The organism is Kitasatospora sp. HPM-01-4 (assembly GCF_051374625.1).
Lineage (GTDB): Bacteria > Actinomycetota > Actinomycetes > Streptomycetales > Streptomycetaceae > Kitasatospora.
On the sequence record NZ_JBPQGP010000005.1, the window covers coordinates 6,365,325 to 6,384,178 of the forward strand.

The 18,854-nt window shown below is 71.6% G+C and carries 16 protein-coding genes; all 16 read left to right on the top strand.

Going from position 1 to position 18,854, the window contains the following annotated elements; all coding sequences use genetic code 11:
* Positions 1 to 240 precede the first annotated feature (240 nt).
* The 16 genes from rsmH (at position 241) to ACSMTC_RS27875 (ending at position 18,767) form a co-directional block, all read left to right on the top strand.
* Entirely contained in the window at positions 241 to 1,209 is a 969-nt protein-coding gene (gene rsmH / locus ACSMTC_RS27800; protein ID WP_436562443.1) for a 16S rRNA (cytosine(1402)-N(4))-methyltransferase RsmH, read from the top strand.
* A gap of 187 nt (positions 1,210 to 1,396) precedes the next feature.
* Entirely contained in the window at positions 1,397 to 1,846 is a 450-nt protein-coding gene (gene ftsL / locus ACSMTC_RS27805; RefSeq protein ID WP_436562444.1) for a cell division protein FtsL, read from the top strand.
* Positions 1,843 to 3,957, top strand: coding sequence for a peptidoglycan D,D-transpeptidase FtsI family protein (locus tag ACSMTC_RS27810; RefSeq protein ID WP_436562445.1), 2,115 nt, complete (start codon positions 1,843 to 1,845; stop codon positions 3,955 to 3,957). Before ftsL ends, ACSMTC_RS27810 begins: the two co-directional genes overlap by 4 nt.
* A 290-nt stretch (positions 3,958 to 4,247) precedes the next feature.
* Complete coding sequence (locus ACSMTC_RS27815) at positions 4,248 to 5,813, top strand: UDP-N-acetylmuramoyl-L-alanyl-D-glutamate--2,6-diaminopimelate ligase (RefSeq protein ID WP_436562446.1); 1,566 nt, start codon at positions 4,248 to 4,250, stop codon at positions 5,811 to 5,813.
* A complete protein-coding gene (locus ACSMTC_RS27820; RefSeq protein WP_436562447.1) occupies positions 5,810 to 7,213 on the top strand; it encodes a UDP-N-acetylmuramoyl-tripeptide--D-alanyl-D-alanine ligase in 1,404 nt (467 codons plus the stop codon). Before ACSMTC_RS27815 ends, ACSMTC_RS27820 begins: the two co-directional genes overlap by 4 nt.
* Positions 7,210 to 8,271, top strand: coding sequence for a phospho-N-acetylmuramoyl-pentapeptide-transferase (gene mraY, locus ACSMTC_RS27825; RefSeq protein WP_436562448.1), 1,062 nt, complete (start codon positions 7,210 to 7,212; stop codon positions 8,269 to 8,271). The genes ACSMTC_RS27820 and mraY overlap by 4 nt, the downstream gene beginning before the upstream one ends.
* A complete protein-coding gene (gene murD, locus ACSMTC_RS27830; protein WP_436562449.1) occupies positions 8,268 to 9,698 on the top strand; it encodes a UDP-N-acetylmuramoyl-L-alanine--D-glutamate ligase in 1,431 nt (476 codons plus the stop codon). The genes mraY and murD overlap by 4 nt, the downstream gene beginning before the upstream one ends.
* Positions 9,699 to 9,771: 73 nt before the next feature.
* Positions 9,772 to 11,148 (top strand): putative lipid II flippase FtsW, encoded by a 1,377-nt coding sequence (gene ftsW, locus ACSMTC_RS27835; RefSeq protein ID WP_436562450.1) that lies wholly within the window; start codon positions 9,772 to 9,774, stop codon positions 11,146 to 11,148.
* 6 nt (positions 11,149 to 11,154) lie between these two features.
* Positions 11,155 to 12,261: an undecaprenyldiphospho-muramoylpentapeptide beta-N-acetylglucosaminyltransferase gene (murG, locus tag ACSMTC_RS27840; RefSeq protein WP_436562451.1), complete on the top strand. Its 1,107-nt coding sequence runs from the start codon at positions 11,155 to 11,157 to the stop codon at positions 12,259 to 12,261.
* Positions 12,254 to 13,021, top strand: a complete 768-nt coding sequence (locus ACSMTC_RS27845; protein ID WP_436562452.1) for a cell division protein FtsQ/DivIB — start codon at positions 12,254 to 12,256, stop codon at positions 13,019 to 13,021. Before murG ends, ACSMTC_RS27845 begins: the two co-directional genes overlap by 8 nt.
* Positions 13,022 to 13,388: 367 nt before the next feature.
* Positions 13,389 to 14,588 carry a cell division protein FtsZ gene (gene ftsZ / locus ACSMTC_RS27850; RefSeq protein ID WP_436562453.1) on the top strand — a complete coding sequence of 400 codons (1,200 nt, stop codon included), beginning with the start codon at positions 13,389 to 13,391 and terminating at the stop codon, positions 14,586 to 14,588.
* A gap of 10 nt (positions 14,589 to 14,598) precedes the next feature.
* Positions 14,599 to 15,333 (top strand): peptidoglycan editing factor PgeF, encoded by a 735-nt coding sequence (gene pgeF, locus ACSMTC_RS27855; RefSeq protein WP_436562454.1) that lies wholly within the window; start codon positions 14,599 to 14,601, stop codon positions 15,331 to 15,333.
* Positions 15,330 to 16,142, top strand: coding sequence for a YggS family pyridoxal phosphate-dependent enzyme (locus tag ACSMTC_RS27860; RefSeq protein WP_436562455.1), 813 nt, complete (start codon positions 15,330 to 15,332; stop codon positions 16,140 to 16,142). Before pgeF ends, ACSMTC_RS27860 begins: the two co-directional genes overlap by 4 nt.
* Positions 16,143 to 16,365: 223 nt before the next feature.
* Positions 16,366 to 16,974, top strand: coding sequence for a cell division protein SepF (locus tag ACSMTC_RS27865; RefSeq protein WP_436562456.1), 609 nt, complete (start codon positions 16,366 to 16,368; stop codon positions 16,972 to 16,974).
* Positions 16,975 to 17,056: 82 nt separating this feature from the next.
* Positions 17,057 to 17,347, top strand: a complete 291-nt coding sequence (locus ACSMTC_RS27870) for a YggT family protein (RefSeq protein WP_436562457.1) — start codon at positions 17,057 to 17,059, stop codon at positions 17,345 to 17,347.
* A gap of 49 nt (positions 17,348 to 17,396) precedes the next feature.
* Complete coding sequence (locus ACSMTC_RS27875) at positions 17,397 to 18,767, top strand: DivIVA domain-containing protein (RefSeq protein ID WP_436562458.1); 1,371 nt, start codon at positions 17,397 to 17,399, stop codon at positions 18,765 to 18,767.
* Positions 18,768 to 18,854 lie beyond the last annotated feature (87 nt).

The window sequence follows — 18,854 nt, forward strand, 5'->3', positions numbered from 1 at the left end:
CGATTGACTGACCACCTCCGCGCGATAGAGTTGCGGCGCAGCGAAGCAGTGGTGTCACACACCGTCAACCACGCCTTTCCGGCCGGTCGGTGCGGTCCGTACGCCGCCTGCGGCCTCCACCCGCTCCGTGCCACCTGGCGCACCTTCCCCGGTGCCGGGCGGTACTCCTTCCCCAGGTGAGCGGGCGGGGACCGGAGGCGGCGTGTGTGCTGCCCCCGCCCGGTGGTCCAGAATGGTGGGATGAGCAGCGAGAACTCGGCACCCAAGCACGTCCCGGTGATGCTCCAGCGCTGTATGGACGCGCTGGCCCCCGCGATCTCCGCCCCCGGCGCCGTGGTGGTGGACGCGACCCTCGGCCTCGGCGGGCACAGCGAGGCGCTGCTCACCCAGTTCCCCGAGGTCCGGCTGGTGGCAGTGGACCGCGACCCGGCCGCCCTGAAGCTCTCCGCCGAACGGCTGGCCCGCTTCGGCGACCGGGCCACCCTGGTGCACGCCGTGTACGACGAGATCCCGCGGGTGCTGGCCGAGCTGGGCATTCCCGAGGTGCAGGGCGTCCTCTTCGACCTCGGGGTCTCCTCGATGCAGCTGGACGAGGCCGACCGTGGCTTCGCGTACGCGCAGGACGCGCCGCTGGACATGCGGATGGACCAGTCCCGGGGCCTGAGCGCCGCCGAGGTGCTGAACACCTACAGCCACGGCGAGCTGGCCCGCATCCTCAAGTTCTACGGCGAGGAGCGGTTCGCCGGGAAGATCGCCTCGGTGATCGTGCGGGAGCGCGAGAAGGAACCGTTCACCAACAGCGCGCGTCTGGTGGAGTTGGTGCGCAACGCCATTCCGGCCGCCACCCGGCGGACCGGGGGCAACCCGGCCAAGCGGACCTTCCAGGCGCTGCGGATCGAGGTCAACGGTGAGCTGGAGGTCCTGGACCGGGCCATCCCCGGTGCGCTGGACGTGCTCGCACTGGGCGGCCGGATCGTGGTGATGTCGTACCAGTCGCTGGAGGACCGCCTGGTCAAGCAGTACTTCGCGGCCGGGGCGACCAGCACCGCCCCGCCCGGCCTGCCGTTCGTCCCGGAGGAGCTCCAGCCCTGGCTGAAGCTGCTCACCCGGGGTGCCGAGCTGGCCACGGAGGAGGAGATCGAGGAGAACCGGCGCGCCGCGCCCGTACGGCTGCGCGTGGCGGAGAGGATCAGGGAGACTCGGGCCTGATTCCGGCCGGGGGGAGAGCAGGCGAGGGAGAGACGCGGTGCCGGTGGCCGGTGGTGGGCCCCGCTTGCCCGTGGGCGGGCAGGGAGGGCGGGTCCGTGGCGGCAGGACGCTGCCCGGTCAGAGTGGAAGAGCGCGGATCACCGTACGGCCGGGCCGGCGGTCGACGCGGGGGCGGACACCGTTCGCGGTGCTGGTGGTGGTGCTGCTCTCGGGCGGGCTGCTCGGGCTGCTGATGCTGAACACGGCGCTGAACGAGGGCTCCTTCGAGCTGTCCCGGCTGCAGAAGCAGACCACCGGGCAGACCGATCAGCTGCAGACCCTGCAGCAGCAGATCGACCAGGCCTCGGCGCCGGACGCGCTGGAGCGGCGGGCCCGTGAGCTGGGCATGGTGCCCGGCGGCGATCCCGCCTTCCTGCAGGACGACGGAAAGGTGCTCGGCAAGCCGGGCCAGGCGCAGGACAGCCCGCCGGTGAAGCGTTCCAGCACCGAGCTGTGGCAGCAGCAGAACCGGACCGCCCAGCCGTCCGCCCCCGCGTCCGCCGCACCCTCGCCCAGTCCCACCGGGGACGGCACCGTGCAGATCGATCCGGCACCGCCCGCCACCCCGTCAGCTCCGGCCGGAGGTTCGCCGCGATGAGTACTCCCCGTCAGCCCTCGCGTGGCTCCGGTGACCGCAAGCCGCGGCGCCCCGACGGCGCCCGTTCCAGACCCGCCGGTGACACGGGCCGCAAACCGGCGCGCGGCGCAGCCCGTACGCCGTCGCGCAATCCGGGCGAGCGCCCGCGCGCGCCGCGACAGCGCACCTCCGATCAGCGCCGTCCGCAGGGCGGCCACCCGCGCCCGCCCGCCCGTCCGCAGCCGCGCACGGTCAAGCTCGGCGACTCGCGCCGCCGGCTGCGGCTGATCACGGTCGCGCTGACCCTGGTGTTCTCGGTCTTCGCGGGCCGGCTGGTCCAGCTGCAGCTGCTCGACTCGGACACGCTGGCCGTCGCGGCGGGTGCCAACCAGTACTACGACGCCAAGCTCTCCGCCGAGCGCGGCTCGATAACGTCGTCGGACGGCGTCGCGCTGGCCACCACCGTGGACGCGTACGACGTCGTCGCCGATCCGACCTTCTACCCCGCCGACAAGACCAGGATCCCGGACGCGCCCGAACAGGCCGCCGCCCTGCTGGCCCCCATCCTGGGCCGCAGCAAGGAGCAGCTGGCCGCGGCCCTGCACACCCCGAAGACCAAGTGGGTGATGCTGGCCCCCCGGCAGAGCCCCGAGGTCAAGAAGCAGATCACCGACCTGCGCACCTCGCTCACCAAGCAGACCGACACCAAGGAGTGCCGGGCCCAGCGGTTGCTCCTCGGCAAACCCGCCGAGCAGGGCGGCCGCCAGTACCTGGACAACGCCTGCGTCAACCCGCTGGTGGGCCTCGGCTTCACCGACAGCAAGCAGCGGGTCTACCCGGCCGGCGGCCTGGCCGCCAACCTGGTCGGCTTCGTCAACTCGGAGGGGGTCGGCACCGGCGGTCTGGAGCTCCAGTACCAGAAGGACCTGGCCGGCAGGGACGGCCGGGTCACCTACGCCTCCGGGGCCGGCCGGGTGGTGCCCACCTCCGCCGGCGGCAGCCAGCAGCTCCCGGTGCCCGGACTCGACCTGCGGCTGACCGTCAACCGGGACATCCAGTGGGCGGCCCAGCGCGCCATCACCGACCAGGTGGCCAACGCCGGGGCCGAGAAGGGCTACGTGGTCGTCCAGGACGTGAAGACCGGCCAGATCCTGGCCATGGCCACCTCGCCCGGTTTCGATCCCAACAACCTGCGCGCGGCCAAGGCGGACCAGCTCGGCAACGCGGCCGTCCAGGACGCGTACGAGCCCGGCTCCACCGCCAAGCTGATGACCATGGCCGCCGTGCTGGACAGCGGCTCGGCGCAGTGGGACACCCACGTCACCGTGCCCAACACGCTGCAGCGCTCCGACCGGGTCTTCCACGACGACATCGACCACCCGACCTGGTACCTGACGCTGGCCGGGGTGCTGGCCAAGTCGTCCAACATCGGGACCATCGAGGCCGCCGAGCACCTGGGCAAGAACCAGCAGGAGTCCAACCGGATCCTCGGCGACTACCTGCACCGCTTCGGCATCGGCCAGCCCACCGGGCTCGGCTTCCCGGGCGAGACCAGGGGCATCCTGGCCAAGCCGGAGACCTGGAGCGGCTCGCAGCAGTACACCATCCCGTTCGGCCAGGGCCTGTCGGTCAACGCCCTCCAGGCCACCTCGGTGTTCTCCACCATCGCCAACGGCGGGGTGCGGGTGACCCCGAGCCTGCTGGCCGGGACCACCGGACCCGACGGCCGGTACACCCCGGCGCCGGCCGGGGAGCAGACCCGGGTGGTCAAGCCGGAGACCGCCAAGACCCTCTCCGAGATGCTGGAGTCGGTCGTCTCCGACGAGCAGGGGACCGGTGGCTCGGCGCAGATCCCCGGCTACCGGGTGGCCGGGAAGACCGGCACCGCCAACCGGGTCGACCCCAAGACCGGCAAGTACTCCGGCTACACCGCCTCCTTCATCGGCTTCGCCCCGGCGGAGGCGCCCAGGGTGACGGTCTCCTGCGTGATCCAGGACCCGGTCAACGGCCACTTCGGCGGCCAGCTCTGCGGGCCGGTGTTCAAGCAGGTGATGGAGTTCACTCTGAAGACCCTGCACGTCGCTCCCAGCGGGAGCGAGGCGCCCAACCTGCCCGTCGACTGGAAGCCCTGATGAACCACCGCCCAGACCTCCTTCCCGACCCGACGCCGCGGCCCGAGCAGGCCGGTGGAACCACCGGAACCGCCTGGCAGGCCGAGGGCGGCGCGGCCGCCGGTGCCCGCCCCGGGAGGGACGGCCGAGGGTCGGGGGAGCAGGCCGGCACGGGTGGCCCGTCCGGCCCGCCGGCGGACGAGGAGGGCGGCCGCCGGCAGGTGCGCCGGGCGCCCGGCGGCGGCTCGGGCCGGAGCGGGGGAACGGCCCGGTTTGGCCCTGGAGGCCCATCGGCAGATAGCCTTCCCGCCGTGCCGAAACCCGATCAAACCAACGCGACCCCGCCCCGTCCGACCAGCCCGGCGGTGACCCCGCTCGCCGAGGTCGCCCGTCTGCTGGGCCTGGAGCCCGTCGAGGGCGGGCAGGTCACCGGCATCACCCACGACTCCCGCGCGGTGCGCCCGGGGGACGTGTACGTGGCCTTCCCGGGCGCCAACCACCACGGAGCGGCCTTCGCCGCCCAGGCGGTGGCCGCCGGAGCCGTAGCCGTACTGACCGACCGGACCGGAGCCGAGCTGGCCGCCGACACCGGCGTGCCGCTGCTGGTGGTCCCCAGCCCGCGCGCCGTGATGGGCCTGCTGGCCGCCGCGATCTACGGCGGCCCCAGCGAGCAGCTGCTGACCATCGGCCTGACCGGCACCAACGGCAAGACCACCACCTCGTACCTGGTCGAGGGCGGCCTGCGCGGCGCCGACCTGGTGCCCGGCGTGATCGGCACCGTGGAGATGCGGGTCGGCACCGAGCGGATCAAGAGCGAGCGCACCACCCCCGAGGCCACCGACCTGCACGCCATCCTCGCGGTGATGCGCGAGCGCGGCGCCGACGCGGTGGTCATGGAGGTCTCCAGCCACGCCCTGGTCTACGGCCGGGTGGACGGGGTCGTCTACGACGTCGCCCTGTTCAACAACCTGACGCCCGAGCACCTGGACTTCCACCCGGACATGGAGGACTACTACCGGGCCAAGGCCCGGCTCTTCCAGCCGGACAAGGCCCGCCGCGGCGTGGCCAACCTGGACGACCAGTACGGCCGCCGGCTGGCCGGCGAGGCGCCGATCCCGATGACCACCTTCTCCGCCAAGGGCGACCAGGACGCCGACTGGCGCGCCGTGGACGTCCAGCTCGGTCCGGTCGGCTCGACCTTCCGGGTACTCGGCCCGGAGGGTGCCGCCGCCGACGCCTCGGTGCCGCTGCCGGGGCCGTTCAACGTCGCCAACGCGCTCGGGGCGATCACCGCCCTGGTCACCGCCGGGATTCCGCTGGAGGCGGCCGTCGCGGGGGTGGCCTCGATCGCGGGCGTCCCCGGCCGGCTGGAGCGGGTCGACGCCGGCCAGCCGTACGTCGCCGTGGTCGACTACGCGCACAAGCCGGACGCCCTGGAGGCCGTGCTGAACTCGCTGCGCGAGATCACCAAGGGCCGGCTGCACGTGGTGGTCGGCTGCGGCGGCGACCGGGACCCGCACAAGCGCGGCCCGATGGGCGCCATCGCCGCCCGGATCGCCGACACCGCCGTCCTCACCAGCGACAATCCGCGCTCCGAGGACCCGCTGGCGATCCTCGCCACCATGCTGGCCGGCGCCGCGGGCGTGCCCGAGGCCGAGCGCGGCGAGGTCCTGGTCGTCCCCGACCGGGCCGAGGCCGTCGCCGCCGCCGTCGCCCGCGCCCACGCCGGGGACACCGTCCTGGTGGCCGGCAAGGGCCACGAACTGGGCCAGTACGTACGGGACGAGATCCGTCCCTTCGACGACCGCGAGGTGCTGCGCGAGGCCATCGCGCACGGAACCTGCGAGCGGGCGAGCAACGGAGTGGAGCAGCAGTGATCGCACTGACCCTGGCAGAGATCGCCGCCGCCGTCGGCGGCACCCTGGACGCCGCGGACCCGCAGGCGCAGGTCACCGGCCCGGTCGAGGTGGACTCCCGGCAGCTGCGCCCCGGCGGCCTGTTCGCGGCCATCGTCGGCGAGCACGTGGACGGCCACGACTTCGCCGACAGGGCGGTGGCCGCCGGAGCCGTCGCGGTGCTGGCGACCCGTCAGGTCGGCGTCCCGGCCGTACTGGTGGACGACGTGGTGGTCGCCCTCGGCCGGCTCGCCCGCGCCGTGGTGGACCGGGCGAAGGACACCGAGGTGGTGGCGGTCACCGGCTCGGCCGGCAAGACCAGCACCAAGGACCTGATCGCCCAGGTGCTCCGGCGCCGGGGCGAGACGGTCTTCCCGCCGGGATCGTTCAACAACGAGATCGGCATGCCGCTGACCGCGCTGCGGGTCGAGGAGTCCACCCGGCACCTGGTGCTGGAGATGGGCGCCCGCGGCAAGGGCCACATCGACTACCTGACCGGGATCGTGCCGCCGCGGATCGGCGTGGTGCTCAACATCGGCACCGCGCACCTCGGCGAGTTCGGTTCCAGGGCCGCGATCGCCGAGGCCAAGGGCGAACTGGTGGAGGCGCTCCCCTCGGAGGGCGTCGCGGTGCTCAACGCGGACGACCCGCTGGTGCGGCCGATGACCGAGCGGACCAAGGCCAGGGTGCTGCTCTTCGGCGAGCACCCGGAGGCCGACGTCCGGGCGGCGGACGTTCGTCTGGACGCCACCGGGCGGCCATCGTTCACGTTGATCACCCCGGCCGGTTCCGCAAGTGTCCAGCTGCGCCTGTACGGTGAACACCACGTCTCGAACGCCCTCGCCGCCGCCGCGGTGGCGGTGGCGCTCGGCATGTCCGTCGACGACACCGCCGCCGCCCTGGGCGAGGCGGGTGCGCTGTCCCGCTGGCGTATGGAGGTCGTCGACCGGGCCGACGGAGTCACCGTCGTCAACGACGCCTACAACGCGAACCCCGAGTCCATGAGGGCCGCGCTGCGGGCTCTGGTGTCGATCGGGGGCCGGGGCCCGGAGCGCCGCCGTACCTGGGCGGTGCTCGGCGAGATGCGGGAGCTCGGCGAGGACAGCCTCGACGAGCATGACGCCATCGGCCGGCTCGCGGTCCGACTGGACGTCACCAAGCTGGTGGCGGTCGGCGGACGCGACGCGGCGTGTATGGAACTCGGCGCGAGGAACGAAGGTTCGTGGGGTGAGGAGTCGGTGCTGGTGTCCGACGCGGACGCGGCGATCGAGCTGCTGCGGGCGGGGCTGCGACCAGGGGACGTGGTGCTGGTGAAGGCGTCCCGGTCGGTGGGGTTGGAGAAGGTCGCCGAGGCGCTGCTCGCGGACGGTGAAGCCCGGTGAAGCAGATCCTGTTCGCGGGCATGATCGGCCTGGTGCTGTCCCTGCTCGGCACCCCCGCGCTGATCAAGCTGCTGGCGAGGAACGGCTATGGGCAGTACATCCGCGATGACGGCCCCAAGGCCCACCACAGCAAGAAGGGCACGCCCACCATGGGCGGCATCGCCTTCATCATGGCGACCCTGATCGCCTACTTCGTCACCAAGGCGATAACGGGCGAGAAGCCCACCTACTCCGGTCTGCTGGTGCTGTTCCTGACGGCGGGGCTGGGCCTGGTCGGCTTCCTGGACGACTACATCAAGGTGGTCAAGCGCCGTTCGCTGGGCCTGCGGGCCAAGGCGAAGCTGCTCGGCCAGTCCTTCGTGGGTCTCGCCTTCGCGATCCTGGCGCTCCAGTTCAGGGACGACCGGGGGCTGACCCCGGCCTCGACCCACCTGTCCTTCGTCAGGGACTTCAGCTGGTCGATCGGCCCGGTGCTGTTCGTCATCTGGGCCTATTTCATGATCGCCGCGATGTCCAACGGCGTGAACCTCACCGACGGTCTGGACGGCCTGGCCACCGGCGCCTCGGTGATGGTCTTCGGTGCCTACACCTTCATCGGTGTCTGGCAGTACGGCCAGCGCTGCTCCTCGATGATCACCGCGACCGCCAACTGCTACGACGTACGCGACCCGTTGGACCTCGCCGTGGTGGCCGCCGCCCTGATGGGCTCCTGCTTCGGCTTCCTGTGGTGGAACACCTCGCCCGCCAAGATCTTCATGGGTGACACCGGCTCGCTGGCCCTCGGCGGCGCGCTGGCCGGTCTGGCGATCTGCTCCCGTACCGAGATGCTGCTGGCGCTGCTCGGTGGCCTCTTCGTGATCATCACCCTGTCGGTGATCATCCAGGTCGGCTCCTTCCGGATGACCGGCAAGCGTGTCTTCAAGATGGCCCCGCTGCAGCACCACTTCGAGCTCAAGGGCTGGAGCGAGGTACTGATCGTGGTCCGGTTCTGGATCATCCAGGGCCTCTGCGTCGCGGTCGGCCTCGGCCTCTTCTACGCGGGATGGGTGACCGGATGACCGAGCTCGTCTGGGACGGCCTGCCGGTCACCGTGGCCGGTCTGGGCGTCTCCGGGATCAGCGCGGCGAGGGTGCTGCGCGAGCTGGGCGCCGAGGTCACGGTGGTCGACGGCGGCGACGGCGAGGGCCTGCGCGGCCGCGCCGCCGAGCTGGAGCGAGCGGGCGTCCGGGTCCGGCTCGGCGACGGCGACAGCCTGCCCGAGGGCACCCGGCTGATCGTCACCTCGCCCGGCTGGCCGCCGAGCAGCCCGCTGTTCCTGGCCGCCGCCGAGGCGGGCATCGAGATCTGGGGCGACGTCGAGCTGGCCTGGCGCCTGCGCAGGCCGCTGCCGTCCACCGGCGAGCCGGCCCCCTGGCTGGCCGTCACCGGCACCAACGGCAAGACCACCACCGTCCAGATGCTGGCGTCCATCCTGACGGCCGCCGGGAAGCGCACCGCCGCCGTCGGCAACGTCGGCGTCTCGGTGCTGGACGCGGTACTCGCCGAGGAGCCGTACGACGTCCTCGCGGTCGAGCTCTCCAGCTACCAGCTGCACTGGGCGCCCTCCCTGCGCCCGCACTCGGCCGCCGTGCTCAACCTGGCGCCCGACCACCTGGACTGGCACGGCTCGATGGCGGCGTACGCCACCGACAAGGGCCGGATCTACCAGGGCAACCAGGTCGCCTGCGTCTACAACCTGGCCGACCCGGCCACCGAGGCGCTGGTCCGCGAGGCCGACGTCGAGGAGGGCTGCCGGGCCATCGGCTTCGGCCTGGGCTCGCCGGGCCCGTCGCAGTTCGGCGTGGTGGACGGCCTGCTGGTGGACCGGGCCTTCGTGCCCGACCGCCAGAAGAACGCCGCCGAGATCGGCGCGGTTTCCGACGTCGTGCCGCCGGCCCCGCACAACATCGCCAACGCCCTCGCGGCGGCGGCCCTGGCGCGGGCCTACGGGGTGGACACCAAGGCGGTCAGGGACGGCCTGCGGGCCTTCCGCCCGGACGCCCACCGGATCACCGAGGTGGCGGTCGTGGACCAGGTCACGTACGTCGACGACTCCAAGGCGACCAACACCCACGCCGCGGCGGCCTCGCTGGCCGCCTACGAGCCGATCGTCTGGATCGCGGGGGGCCTGGCCAAGGGCGCGACCTTCGACGAGCTGGTGCAGGGCGCGGCTTCGCGGCTGCGCGCGGTGGTGCTGATGGGTGCCGACCGCGGGCTGATCCGCGACGCGCTGGCGCGACACGCGCCGGATGTTCCGGTGATCGAGGCGGCAGCGGGCCAGACTGGCGCGGTGGCGATGACCGAGGTGGTCCGTGAGGCCGCCAAACTCGCTCATCCGGGTGACACCGTCCTGCTGGCCCCGGCGTGTGCCTCGATGGACATGTTCACCAACTACGGCGAGCGCGGCGACCTGTTCGCCGCGGCCGTTCAGGATCTGCGGAAGTAGGGCGAGCGAGCCGCGGGGTGCCGTCAACGGCCCCCGCGGCTCGTCGCCCCCAGCTGTGTGAGGGGGAGCCGCCGTGGCGGGTGAGGGCAAGGCGGGCACGGCTGCTCCACCCGAGCGCACGAGCTCCCGGCTGCGGCTGATCTCGGCGACCACCACCACCTTCAAGTCCGCGGGCCCGATCGCCCGGCTACGGGCCTTCCGGGACCGCGCCCGCTACACCCTCGGGCGGCCGCTGACGCCGTACTACCTGATCCTCGGCTCGGCACTGCTGCTGGTGGTGCTCGGCCTGGTGATGGTCTTCTCCTCCTCGCAGATCCTGGTGATGCAGCGGCACCTGCCGATCACCTTCTTCTTCCGCAAGCAGCTGATCGCCGCCCTGCTCGGGCTGGTGCTGGCCGTACTGCTGGCCCGGATGCCGGCGAAGCTCCAGCGCAGACTGGTCTACCCGCTGCTGATCTGCGTGATCGGGGCGCTGGTACTGGTCGCCATCCCGGGCATCGGCATGGAGGTCAACGGCAACCGGAACTGGATCAACCTGGGCTTCTTCCAGATCCAGCCCTCGGAGTTCGCCAAGCTGGCGCTGGTCCTCTGGGGCGCCGACCTGCTCGCCCGCAAACAGAAGGCCAAGCTGCTGGACCAGTGGAAGCACCTGCTGGTGCCGCTGGTCCCCGGCACCGTGCTGCTGATGCTGCTGATCATGCTCGGCGGCGACATGGGCACCACCATGATCCTGATCGCGATGCTCTTCGGCCTGCTATGGATGGTCGGCGCTCCGCTGCGGCTGTTCGGCGCCACCCTGGGCATCGCCGTGGCCGCCTGCACCGCGTTGGTGATCACCGTGCCGCACCGGCTCGACCGGCTGGCCTGCGTCGGCGTCACCAGCCCGCCGCCGGACTCGGGCGTCGACTGCTACCAGGCGCTGCACGGACTGTACGCGTTCGCGGCCGGCGGCCCCTTCGGATCCGGACTGGGCGCGGGCGTGGAAAAATGGGGCCAACTGCCCGAGGCGCACACCGACTTCATCTTCGCCGCGACCGGTGAGGAGCTGGGTCTGGTGGGGACGCTGTCAGTACTGGGTCTCTTCGCGGCACTAGGGTATGCGGGTATCCGTGTGGCCATCGGTACGAAGGATCCTTTCGTCAGGTACGCGGCGGGTGCCGCCACCACGTGGATCATGGCGCAGGCCATGATCAACCTGGGGTCGGCACTGGGACTCCTGCCCATCGCGGGTGTCCCGCTCCCGCTGTTCTCCTACGGCGGCTCCGCCATGCTGTCGGCCATGTGCGCCATCGGGGTGCTGCTCTGCTTCGCACGCAACACCCCGGGGGCGAAGGCGGCCCTGGCCGCCCGGAGCAAGAACTCCCGGTCCAGGGCATTCCTGGCCCGGGTGCTGCCACGACGACGAACCACAGCGCGCCCTGCTCCCCGGCCGGCGCGCAGGGAGCGGTGAATTTCGGTGCATGTCGTACTCGCCGGCGGCGGGACCGCCGGTCACATCGAGCCGGCCCTCGCCCTCGCGGACGCCCTCCGCAGGCACGACCCGAGCTGCGGGATCACCGCCCTGGGCACCGAGCGCGGACTGGAGACCAGGCTGGTCCCCGAGCGGGGCTACGAGCTGGCGCTGATCCCGGCCGTTCCGCTGCCACGCAAGCCCACCCCTGAGCTGATCACCGTCCCGGGCCGGCTGCGCGGTACCGTCCGCGCCGCCCAGGACATCATCGAGCGGGTCCAGGCCGACGCGGTGGTCGGCTTCGGCGGCTACGTCGCCATGCCCGCCTATCTGGCCGCCAAGCGCGCCGGCGTGCCGATCGTGGTGCACGAGGCCAACGCGCGCCCCGGTCTGGCCAACAAGATCGGCGCCCGCTACACGGACTACGTCGCGGTCTCCACGCCCGACTCCAAGCTCCGGGACTCCCGCTACATCGGCATCCCGCTGCGCCGCACCATCGCCACCCTGGACCGCAACGCGGTGCGCCCCGAGGCCCGGCACTACTTCGGCCTCGACCAGCGTCTGCCCACCCTGCTGGTCTCCGGCGGCTCCCAGGGCGCCCGCCGCCTGAACGAGACCGTCCAGGCGATCGCCCCGCGCCTGCAGCAGTACGGCGTGCAGATCCTGCACGCGGTCGGCCCCAAGAACGAGCTGCCGCACGTCGACGACATCCCCGGGATGCCGCCGTACCGGGCGCTGCCGTACCTGGACCGGATGGACCTCGCCTACGCCGCCGCGGACATGATGCTCTGCCGGGCCGGGGCGATGACCGTCGCCGAGCTGGCCGCGGTCGGGCTGCCCGCCGCCTTCGTGCCGCTGCCGATCGGCAACGGCGAGCAGCGGCTGAACGCTCAGCCGATGGTCAAGGCCGGCGGCGGTCTGCTGGTGGACGACGCCGAGCTCACCCCCGACTGGGTGCTGCAGAACGTCCTGCCGGTGCTCACCGACCCGCGCCGGCTCTGGGACATGAGCCGGTCCGCCGCCGAGTTCGGCCGCCGCGACGCGGACGAGCTGCTGGTCGGCATGGTCTACGAGGCGATCGAGGCATCCAGGGGCGGCCGCCGCCGTGGCTAAGGCCTCGGTCCACGACCCGCTGGACGAGGAGCCGGAGTCCGGTCCCGGACTCCGGCTCTCCCGGCGCGGCATCGTGGTGCTGAGCGTCTTGGGCGCCCTGGTGCTGGGGGCGCTCGGCTGGCTGGTCTTCTTCTCCTCGGCCCTGGACGTGCGCACCGTCGCGGTCCAGGGCCTGGAGAGCGGCAAACTGACCGACGACCAGGTCCGGGAGGCGCTCGGCGGGCTCCGGCACGGTCCGCTGGCCCGGATCGACCTGACCGAGGCGGAGCACCGGGTGGAGGGGCTTCCCCGGGTCGCCAAGGCCGAGGTCTGGCGGGGCTGGCCGCACACCCTCAGGGTCAAGCTGGTGGAGCGCAGACCGGTCGCGGCGGTCAAGAACCAGGACGGCACCTTCTCGCAGGTGGACGCCGGCGGAGTGAGCTTCGCCACCGAACCGTCCGCCCCGACGGGCGTCCCGCTGCTGGAGCTGGCACTCAGTCAGCAGGCGAACGACGCCCTGGCGGTGGTCGACCGGCCGACCCTGCTGCGAGCGGCGGTCACGGTGGCCGCAGGGCTGCCCCCCGAGGTCGCCAAGCGCACGGGCGCGCTTCAGATTCACTCGTACGATGACATCCGACTGCAGCTCAGCGGGGGTGTGACGGTGCGCTGGGGGAGTGCGGAGCGCACCGCGCGCAAGGCCGTCGTGCTCACCGCGCTGCTCGGCCAGCGGGGGACGAATTATGACGTGAGTGCGCCGGACGCCCCAGCGGTGTCGCCTTGATCCGGTAAGTTCTCCTCCCGAGGGCGATGTTGACGCAGTCACAGCTCCGCACCGACCCTTGGTGGTCCACCCCCCGGTTTCGCCGGGCGGTCGATGATCACATAGGCTCAAAAGAAAAACGGGAAGCTCGGCGTGTTCGTTGAACACGAGCCGGATGCGACCTACTGTCCTGTGTCACCAGGCTGTGTCCAACGGTGATATGACGCAGGCACAGCGGTAACCCTAAACCTCAAGTTTAGGGTTCGGGTCGGTGGTCGGCATTTCGGACATTCAGTCCTGAAACCCTGCTCCCCACCCATCGACATCCGTCGGCCTTCACGACAGGGGGAAGCCGACCCCGGAAAATTCGAGGCGAGAGGCCTTCGACGTGGCAGCACCGCAGAACTACCTCGCAGTCATCAAGGTCGTCGGTATCGGCGGCGGTGGTGTCAACGCCATCAACCGGATGATCGAGGTCGGTCTCAAGGGCGTCGAGTTCATCGCGATCAACACCGATGCGCAGGCCCTCCTGATGAGCGACGCCGACGTCAAGCTCGATGTGGGCCGGGAACTCACCCGGGGCCTCGGCGCCGGCGCCAACCCCGAGGTCGGCCGCAAGGCCGCCGAGGACCACCGCGAGGAGATCGAGGAGGTCCTCAAGGGGGCCGACATGGTCTTCGTGACGGCCGGCGAGGGCGGCGGCACCGGCACCGGCGGCGCGCCGGTCGTGGCCAACATCGCACGCTCCCTCGGCGCGCTGACCATCGGTGTGGTCACCCGCCCGTTCACCTTCGAGGGCCGCCGCCGCGCCAACCAGGCCGAGGACGGCATCGCCTCGCTGCGCGAGCAGGTCGACACCCTGATCGTGATCCCGAACGACCGTCTGCTGTCCATCTCCGACCGCCAGGTCAGCGTGCTGGACGCGTTCCGCTCGGCCGACCAGGTGCTGCTCTCCGGTGTCCAGGGCATCACCGACCTGATCACCACCCCGGGTCTGATCAACCTCGACTTCGCCGACGTCAAGTCCGTCATGTCGGACGCCGGTTCGGCCCTGATGGGCATCGGCTCCGCCCGGGGCGAGGACCGCGCCAAGGCCGCCGCCGTGATGGCGATCTCCTCGCCGCTGCTGGAGGCGTCCATCGACGGGGCCCGCGGCGTCCTCCTCTCCATCTCCGGTGGCTCGGACCTCGGTCTGTTCGAGATCAACGAGGCGGCCCAGCTGGTCAGCGAGGCGGCCCACCCCGAGGCCAACATCATCTTCGGCGCGGTCATCGACGACGCGCTCGGCGACGAGGTCCGGGTCACCGTGATCGCGGCCGGCTTCGACGGTGGCCAGCCGCCGGCCATCGTCCGCGATCCGGTGGTCAAGGCGACCCCGCCGAGCACCCCGCCGGCCGCTCCCGAGCGGCCCACCACCCGGCCCTCGTACGGGAGCATCGGCTCGGTGACCTCCCGTGAGGAGTCCCGCCCGACCGAGGCCCCGGCCACCACGACCGCTCCGCCGGTGCCGCCGCAGGTGCAGCCGGTCCGGCACCCCTTCGTGGAGAGCCCGGCCGAAGAGCTCGACGTGCCGGACTTCCTGAAGTAAACAGTCTTAAGTGATCGATACGACTGAACGCTACGGTGCTCACTTCGCCTTCACCGACCGGTGGGGCGGGGTGAGCACCGGGCCGTACGGGGAGCTCAACCTCGGCGGCGCGGTCGGGGACGACCCGGCCGCCGTGCGGGAGAACCGCGAACTCGCGGCCCGCGGGCTGGGCATAGACCCGGCCGACGTGGTCTGGATGAACCAGGTGCACGGCGCCGAGGTCGCCGTGGTGACCGAACGCCAGTCGCACGGAGCGGCGCCGACGGTGGACGCGGTGGTCACCGACCGGCCGCTCGCTCTCGCGGTGCTCACCGCGGACTGCACGCCCGTCCTGCTGGCCGACCCGGTCGCCGGGATCGTCGGTGCCGCGCACGCGGGCCGTCCGGGGCTGGCCGCCGGGGTCGTCCCGGCGCTGGTCGAGGCGATGCTCGCCAAGGGCGCGTCGGCGGAGCGGACGGTGGCCGCCATCGGACCCGCCGTCTGCGGCCGCTGCTACGAGGTGCCGGCCCCACTGCGCGCCGAGGTCGCCGCCCTGGTCCCCGCCGCCCACGCGGAAACCTCCTGGGGCACACCCGCACTGGACGTCCCCGGTGGCGTCGCGGCGCAGCTCGCCGAGGCAGGGATCACCGAAGTAGTGCGATCATCTGTCTGCACCCTTGAGTCGGCAGATCACTTCTCCTACCGCCGTGAGCAGCGCACCGGCCGGCTCGCGAGCTACGTCTGGTTGGGCTCTGAACTCTCATGACGAATGACATCTACGGACCGTTCCCGGGCCGGGCGGACTTCCCTGCCCGGCTCACGGAACGGCAGCGGGCCCGCTACGAGCAGCTCGGAGCCAACCTGGAGGTCGTCGAGCGCCGGATCGCCGCGGCCTGCGAGGCGGCGGGGCGGCCCCGCGAGGACGTCACGCTGATCGTGGTCACCAAGACCTACCCGGCGGAGGACACCGCACTGCTCGCCGCGCTCGGGGTGACGGATGTGGCGGAGAACCGCGACCAGGACGCCGCCCCCAAGGCCGAGACCTGTGTCCAACTCCCGCTGACCTGGCATTTCGTGGGTCAGCTGCAGACCAACAAGGTGCGCTCGGTGGTCCGTTACGCGGACGCGGTGCACTCGGTGGACCGGCTGCGGCTGGTGGAGTCGCTCTCCGCGGCCGTCCTCAGGGCCGAACGGCCGCCCCTGGACTGCCTGGTGCAGGTCGCGCTGGACAAGGACGTGCCGGCCGGCGGCATCGCCGAGCAGGGCGGGACCGGGCACCGGGCCGGGGTCGCGCCGGCCGATGTGCTCGCACTGGCCGACCGGATCGCCGACACGCCCGGGCTGCGAATGGCCGGTGTGATGACCGTCGCACCGCTGGCCGGACCGCTCGCCGACAGGCCGGACCAGGCCTTCGCGCGGCTGGCGGAAATCGCAAGCACCGTACGGGCGAGCCATCCTGCTGCCACCATGGTGTCGGCAGGGATGAGCGGTGACCTGGAGCAGGCCGTGGCTGCCGGGGCGACACATGTACGCGTCGGTACGGCGGTACTCGGAGTGCGGACACCGCTCGGGTAACGTCACCGAGTAAGTAGATCAGACTGCAGGACAAAACAGGACATAAAACCTAGCAGCTTGCCACAGCGCTAGCGAACCGTGGATCGCATCCCCCGCAGCCGCCCCACCCCACCATTGACGAGCCGTCATCGAGATGACGGTGCGTCGGCGGCTGACGGGAAGCCAACAGGTCAGGACTCGGGCCGCAGGTGACGATCCACCACAGAGCGGAGGAGACAGGAGCATGGCCGGCGCAATGCGCAAAATGGCGGTCTACCTCGGCCTCGTGGAGGACGAGACGTACGACGGCCAGGGGTACGACCCCGACGACGACTACGACGCGGACCCCGAGCCGATCAGGACGGGCCGGACCGAGGACCTGCAGCGGCCTGCCGCGGTGCCGGCTCCGGCGCCCGTCGCGCACATCGCGCCGCAGCCGGTCCCGGCCGCCGCGGTGCCGGTTCGGCAGGAGACCCCGAGGATGGCCCCCGTGTCGTCCATCACACCCGAACGCCGCCACAATCTGGAGAAGAGCGCACCGGTGATCATGCCCAAGGTCGTCAACGAGCGAGAGCCGTACCGCATCACCACACTCCACCCGCGAACTTACAACGAGGCCCGCACAATCGGCGAGCAGTTCCGCGGCGGTACCCCGGTGATCATGAATCTGACCGAGATGGACGACACCGACGCCAAGCGGCTCGTAGACTTCGCGGCTGGACTCGTCTTCGGTCTGCACGGCAGTATCGAGCGAGTGACACAGAAGGTGTTCCTGCTGTCGCCTGCTAACGTCGATGTAACGGCGGAGGACAAAGCTCGGATCGCCGAGGGTGGGTTCTTCAACCAGAGCTGACCCGGCCACGACTTCATGTGTGGATCCAACGACAGTGAGAAGTAGTGACTGACGGCACGTCGGTCGGGGAGAGGGAGACGCGATGGGGATCGTGTGGGAGGTGCTCTACTACGCGCTGACCGTCTTCCTGCTGTTCCTGCTCTTCCGGCTCGTCATGGACTGGGTCTTCCAGTTCGCCCGCTCGTGGCGTCCGGGGAAGGCCATGGTCGTGATTCTTGAAGCCACGTACACTGTCACGGATCCGCCACTCAAGCTTCTTCGGCGATTCATCCCGCCGTTGCGTCTCGGGGGCGTGGCGCTCGACCTGTCCTTCTTCGTACTGATGATCATTGTGTTTGTCCTGAGATCGCTCGTGCTGACTCTGCCGTCTTGAGCGCTGCGACAGGATGCCGGTGTGCCGACGATCACGTTGAGGTGAAGAGATGCCATTGACCCCCGAGGACGTTCGGAACAAGCAGTTCACGACCGTCCGGCTGCGTGAAGGCTATGACGAGGACGAGGTCGATGCCTTCCTCGACGAGGTCGAAGCCGAGCTGACGCGTCTGCTCCGCGAGAACGAGGACCTGCGCGCCAAGCTGGCGGCCGCCACCCGCGCCGCCGCGCAGAACCAGGCGAACATGCGCAAGGAGCAGGCGCCGCCGCAGGACGCCCGTCCCGGCGCTCCCGTGCCCGCCGCCATATCCGGCCCGCCGGTTCCTGGTCAGCAGAACGGCCCGCAGCCGATGGGCGGTCAGCCGATGGGCGGCCCGCAGCAGATGGGTGGCCCGCAGCAGCAGATGGGCAACCAGCCGCTCGGCCTGCCGTCCGGTGCCCCGCAGCTCCCGGCCGGCCAGGGCGCTCCGATGGGTGCCCCGCAGCAGCAGATGGGTCAGACCATGGGCGGCCAGCAGCAGCTGGTGCAGCCGATGGGCGGACAGATGCTCCAGCCGCTCGGTGGCCCGATGGGTCAGCAGCCCCAGCTCGGTGGCCCGCAGCCGATGGGCGGACAGCCGATGGGCGGCCCGCAGCAGCAGATGGGTCAGACCATGGGCGGCCAGCAGCAGCTGGCGCCGATGGGTCAGCCGCAGCAGCTCGGCGGCGGCCCGCTGGGCGGCCCGATGGGCCAGCAGCAGGGCCCCGGTGGCGACAGTGCCGCCCGCGTGCTCGCGCTTGCCCAGCAGACCGCCGACCAGGCGATCTCCGAGGCCCGTTCCGAGGCCAACAAGATCGTGGGCGAGGCGCGCAGCCGCGCCGAGGGCCTGGAGCGGGACGCCCGCGCCAAGGCCGACGCGCTGGAGCGGGACGCGCAGGAGAAGCACCGCGTGGCGATGGGCTCGCTGGAGTCCGCCCGCGCGACGCTGGAGCGCAAGGTCGAGGACCTGCGTGCCTTCGAGCGCGAGTACCGCACCCGCCTGAAGTCCTACCTGGAGACCCAGCTGCGTCAGCTGGAGTCGCAGGCGGACGACTCGCTCGCCCCGCCGCGGCTCCCGGCCACCGCTTCGCTGCCGCCGGCCGCGTCGTCGATGACCCCGGCTCCGGCACCGGCGATGAGCAGCTCCTCGCCGAGCTTCGGCAGCCAGCCGTCCTTCGGCGGTAACGGCCAGTCCTTCGGCGGCCAGAGCTCCTTCGGCGGCGGCAGTGGCAGCCAGCCCTCCTTCGGTGGGCAGGCCGGCAACTCGACCGGTTCCGCGCAGATGGCTCCCGCCGGGATGACCCAGCCGATGGCCGCGGTCCGTCCGCAGCCGCCGCAGCCGATGCAGCAGGCTCCGGCCCCGATGCGCGGCTTCCTCATCGACGAGGACGGCGACAACTAAGAGCAGTACCCACTTCGAGGGCGCCCCCACTGTGACGACCGGTCACGGCGGGGGCGCCCTCGTTGTGTGAGGCAGGGGCGCGAGGCA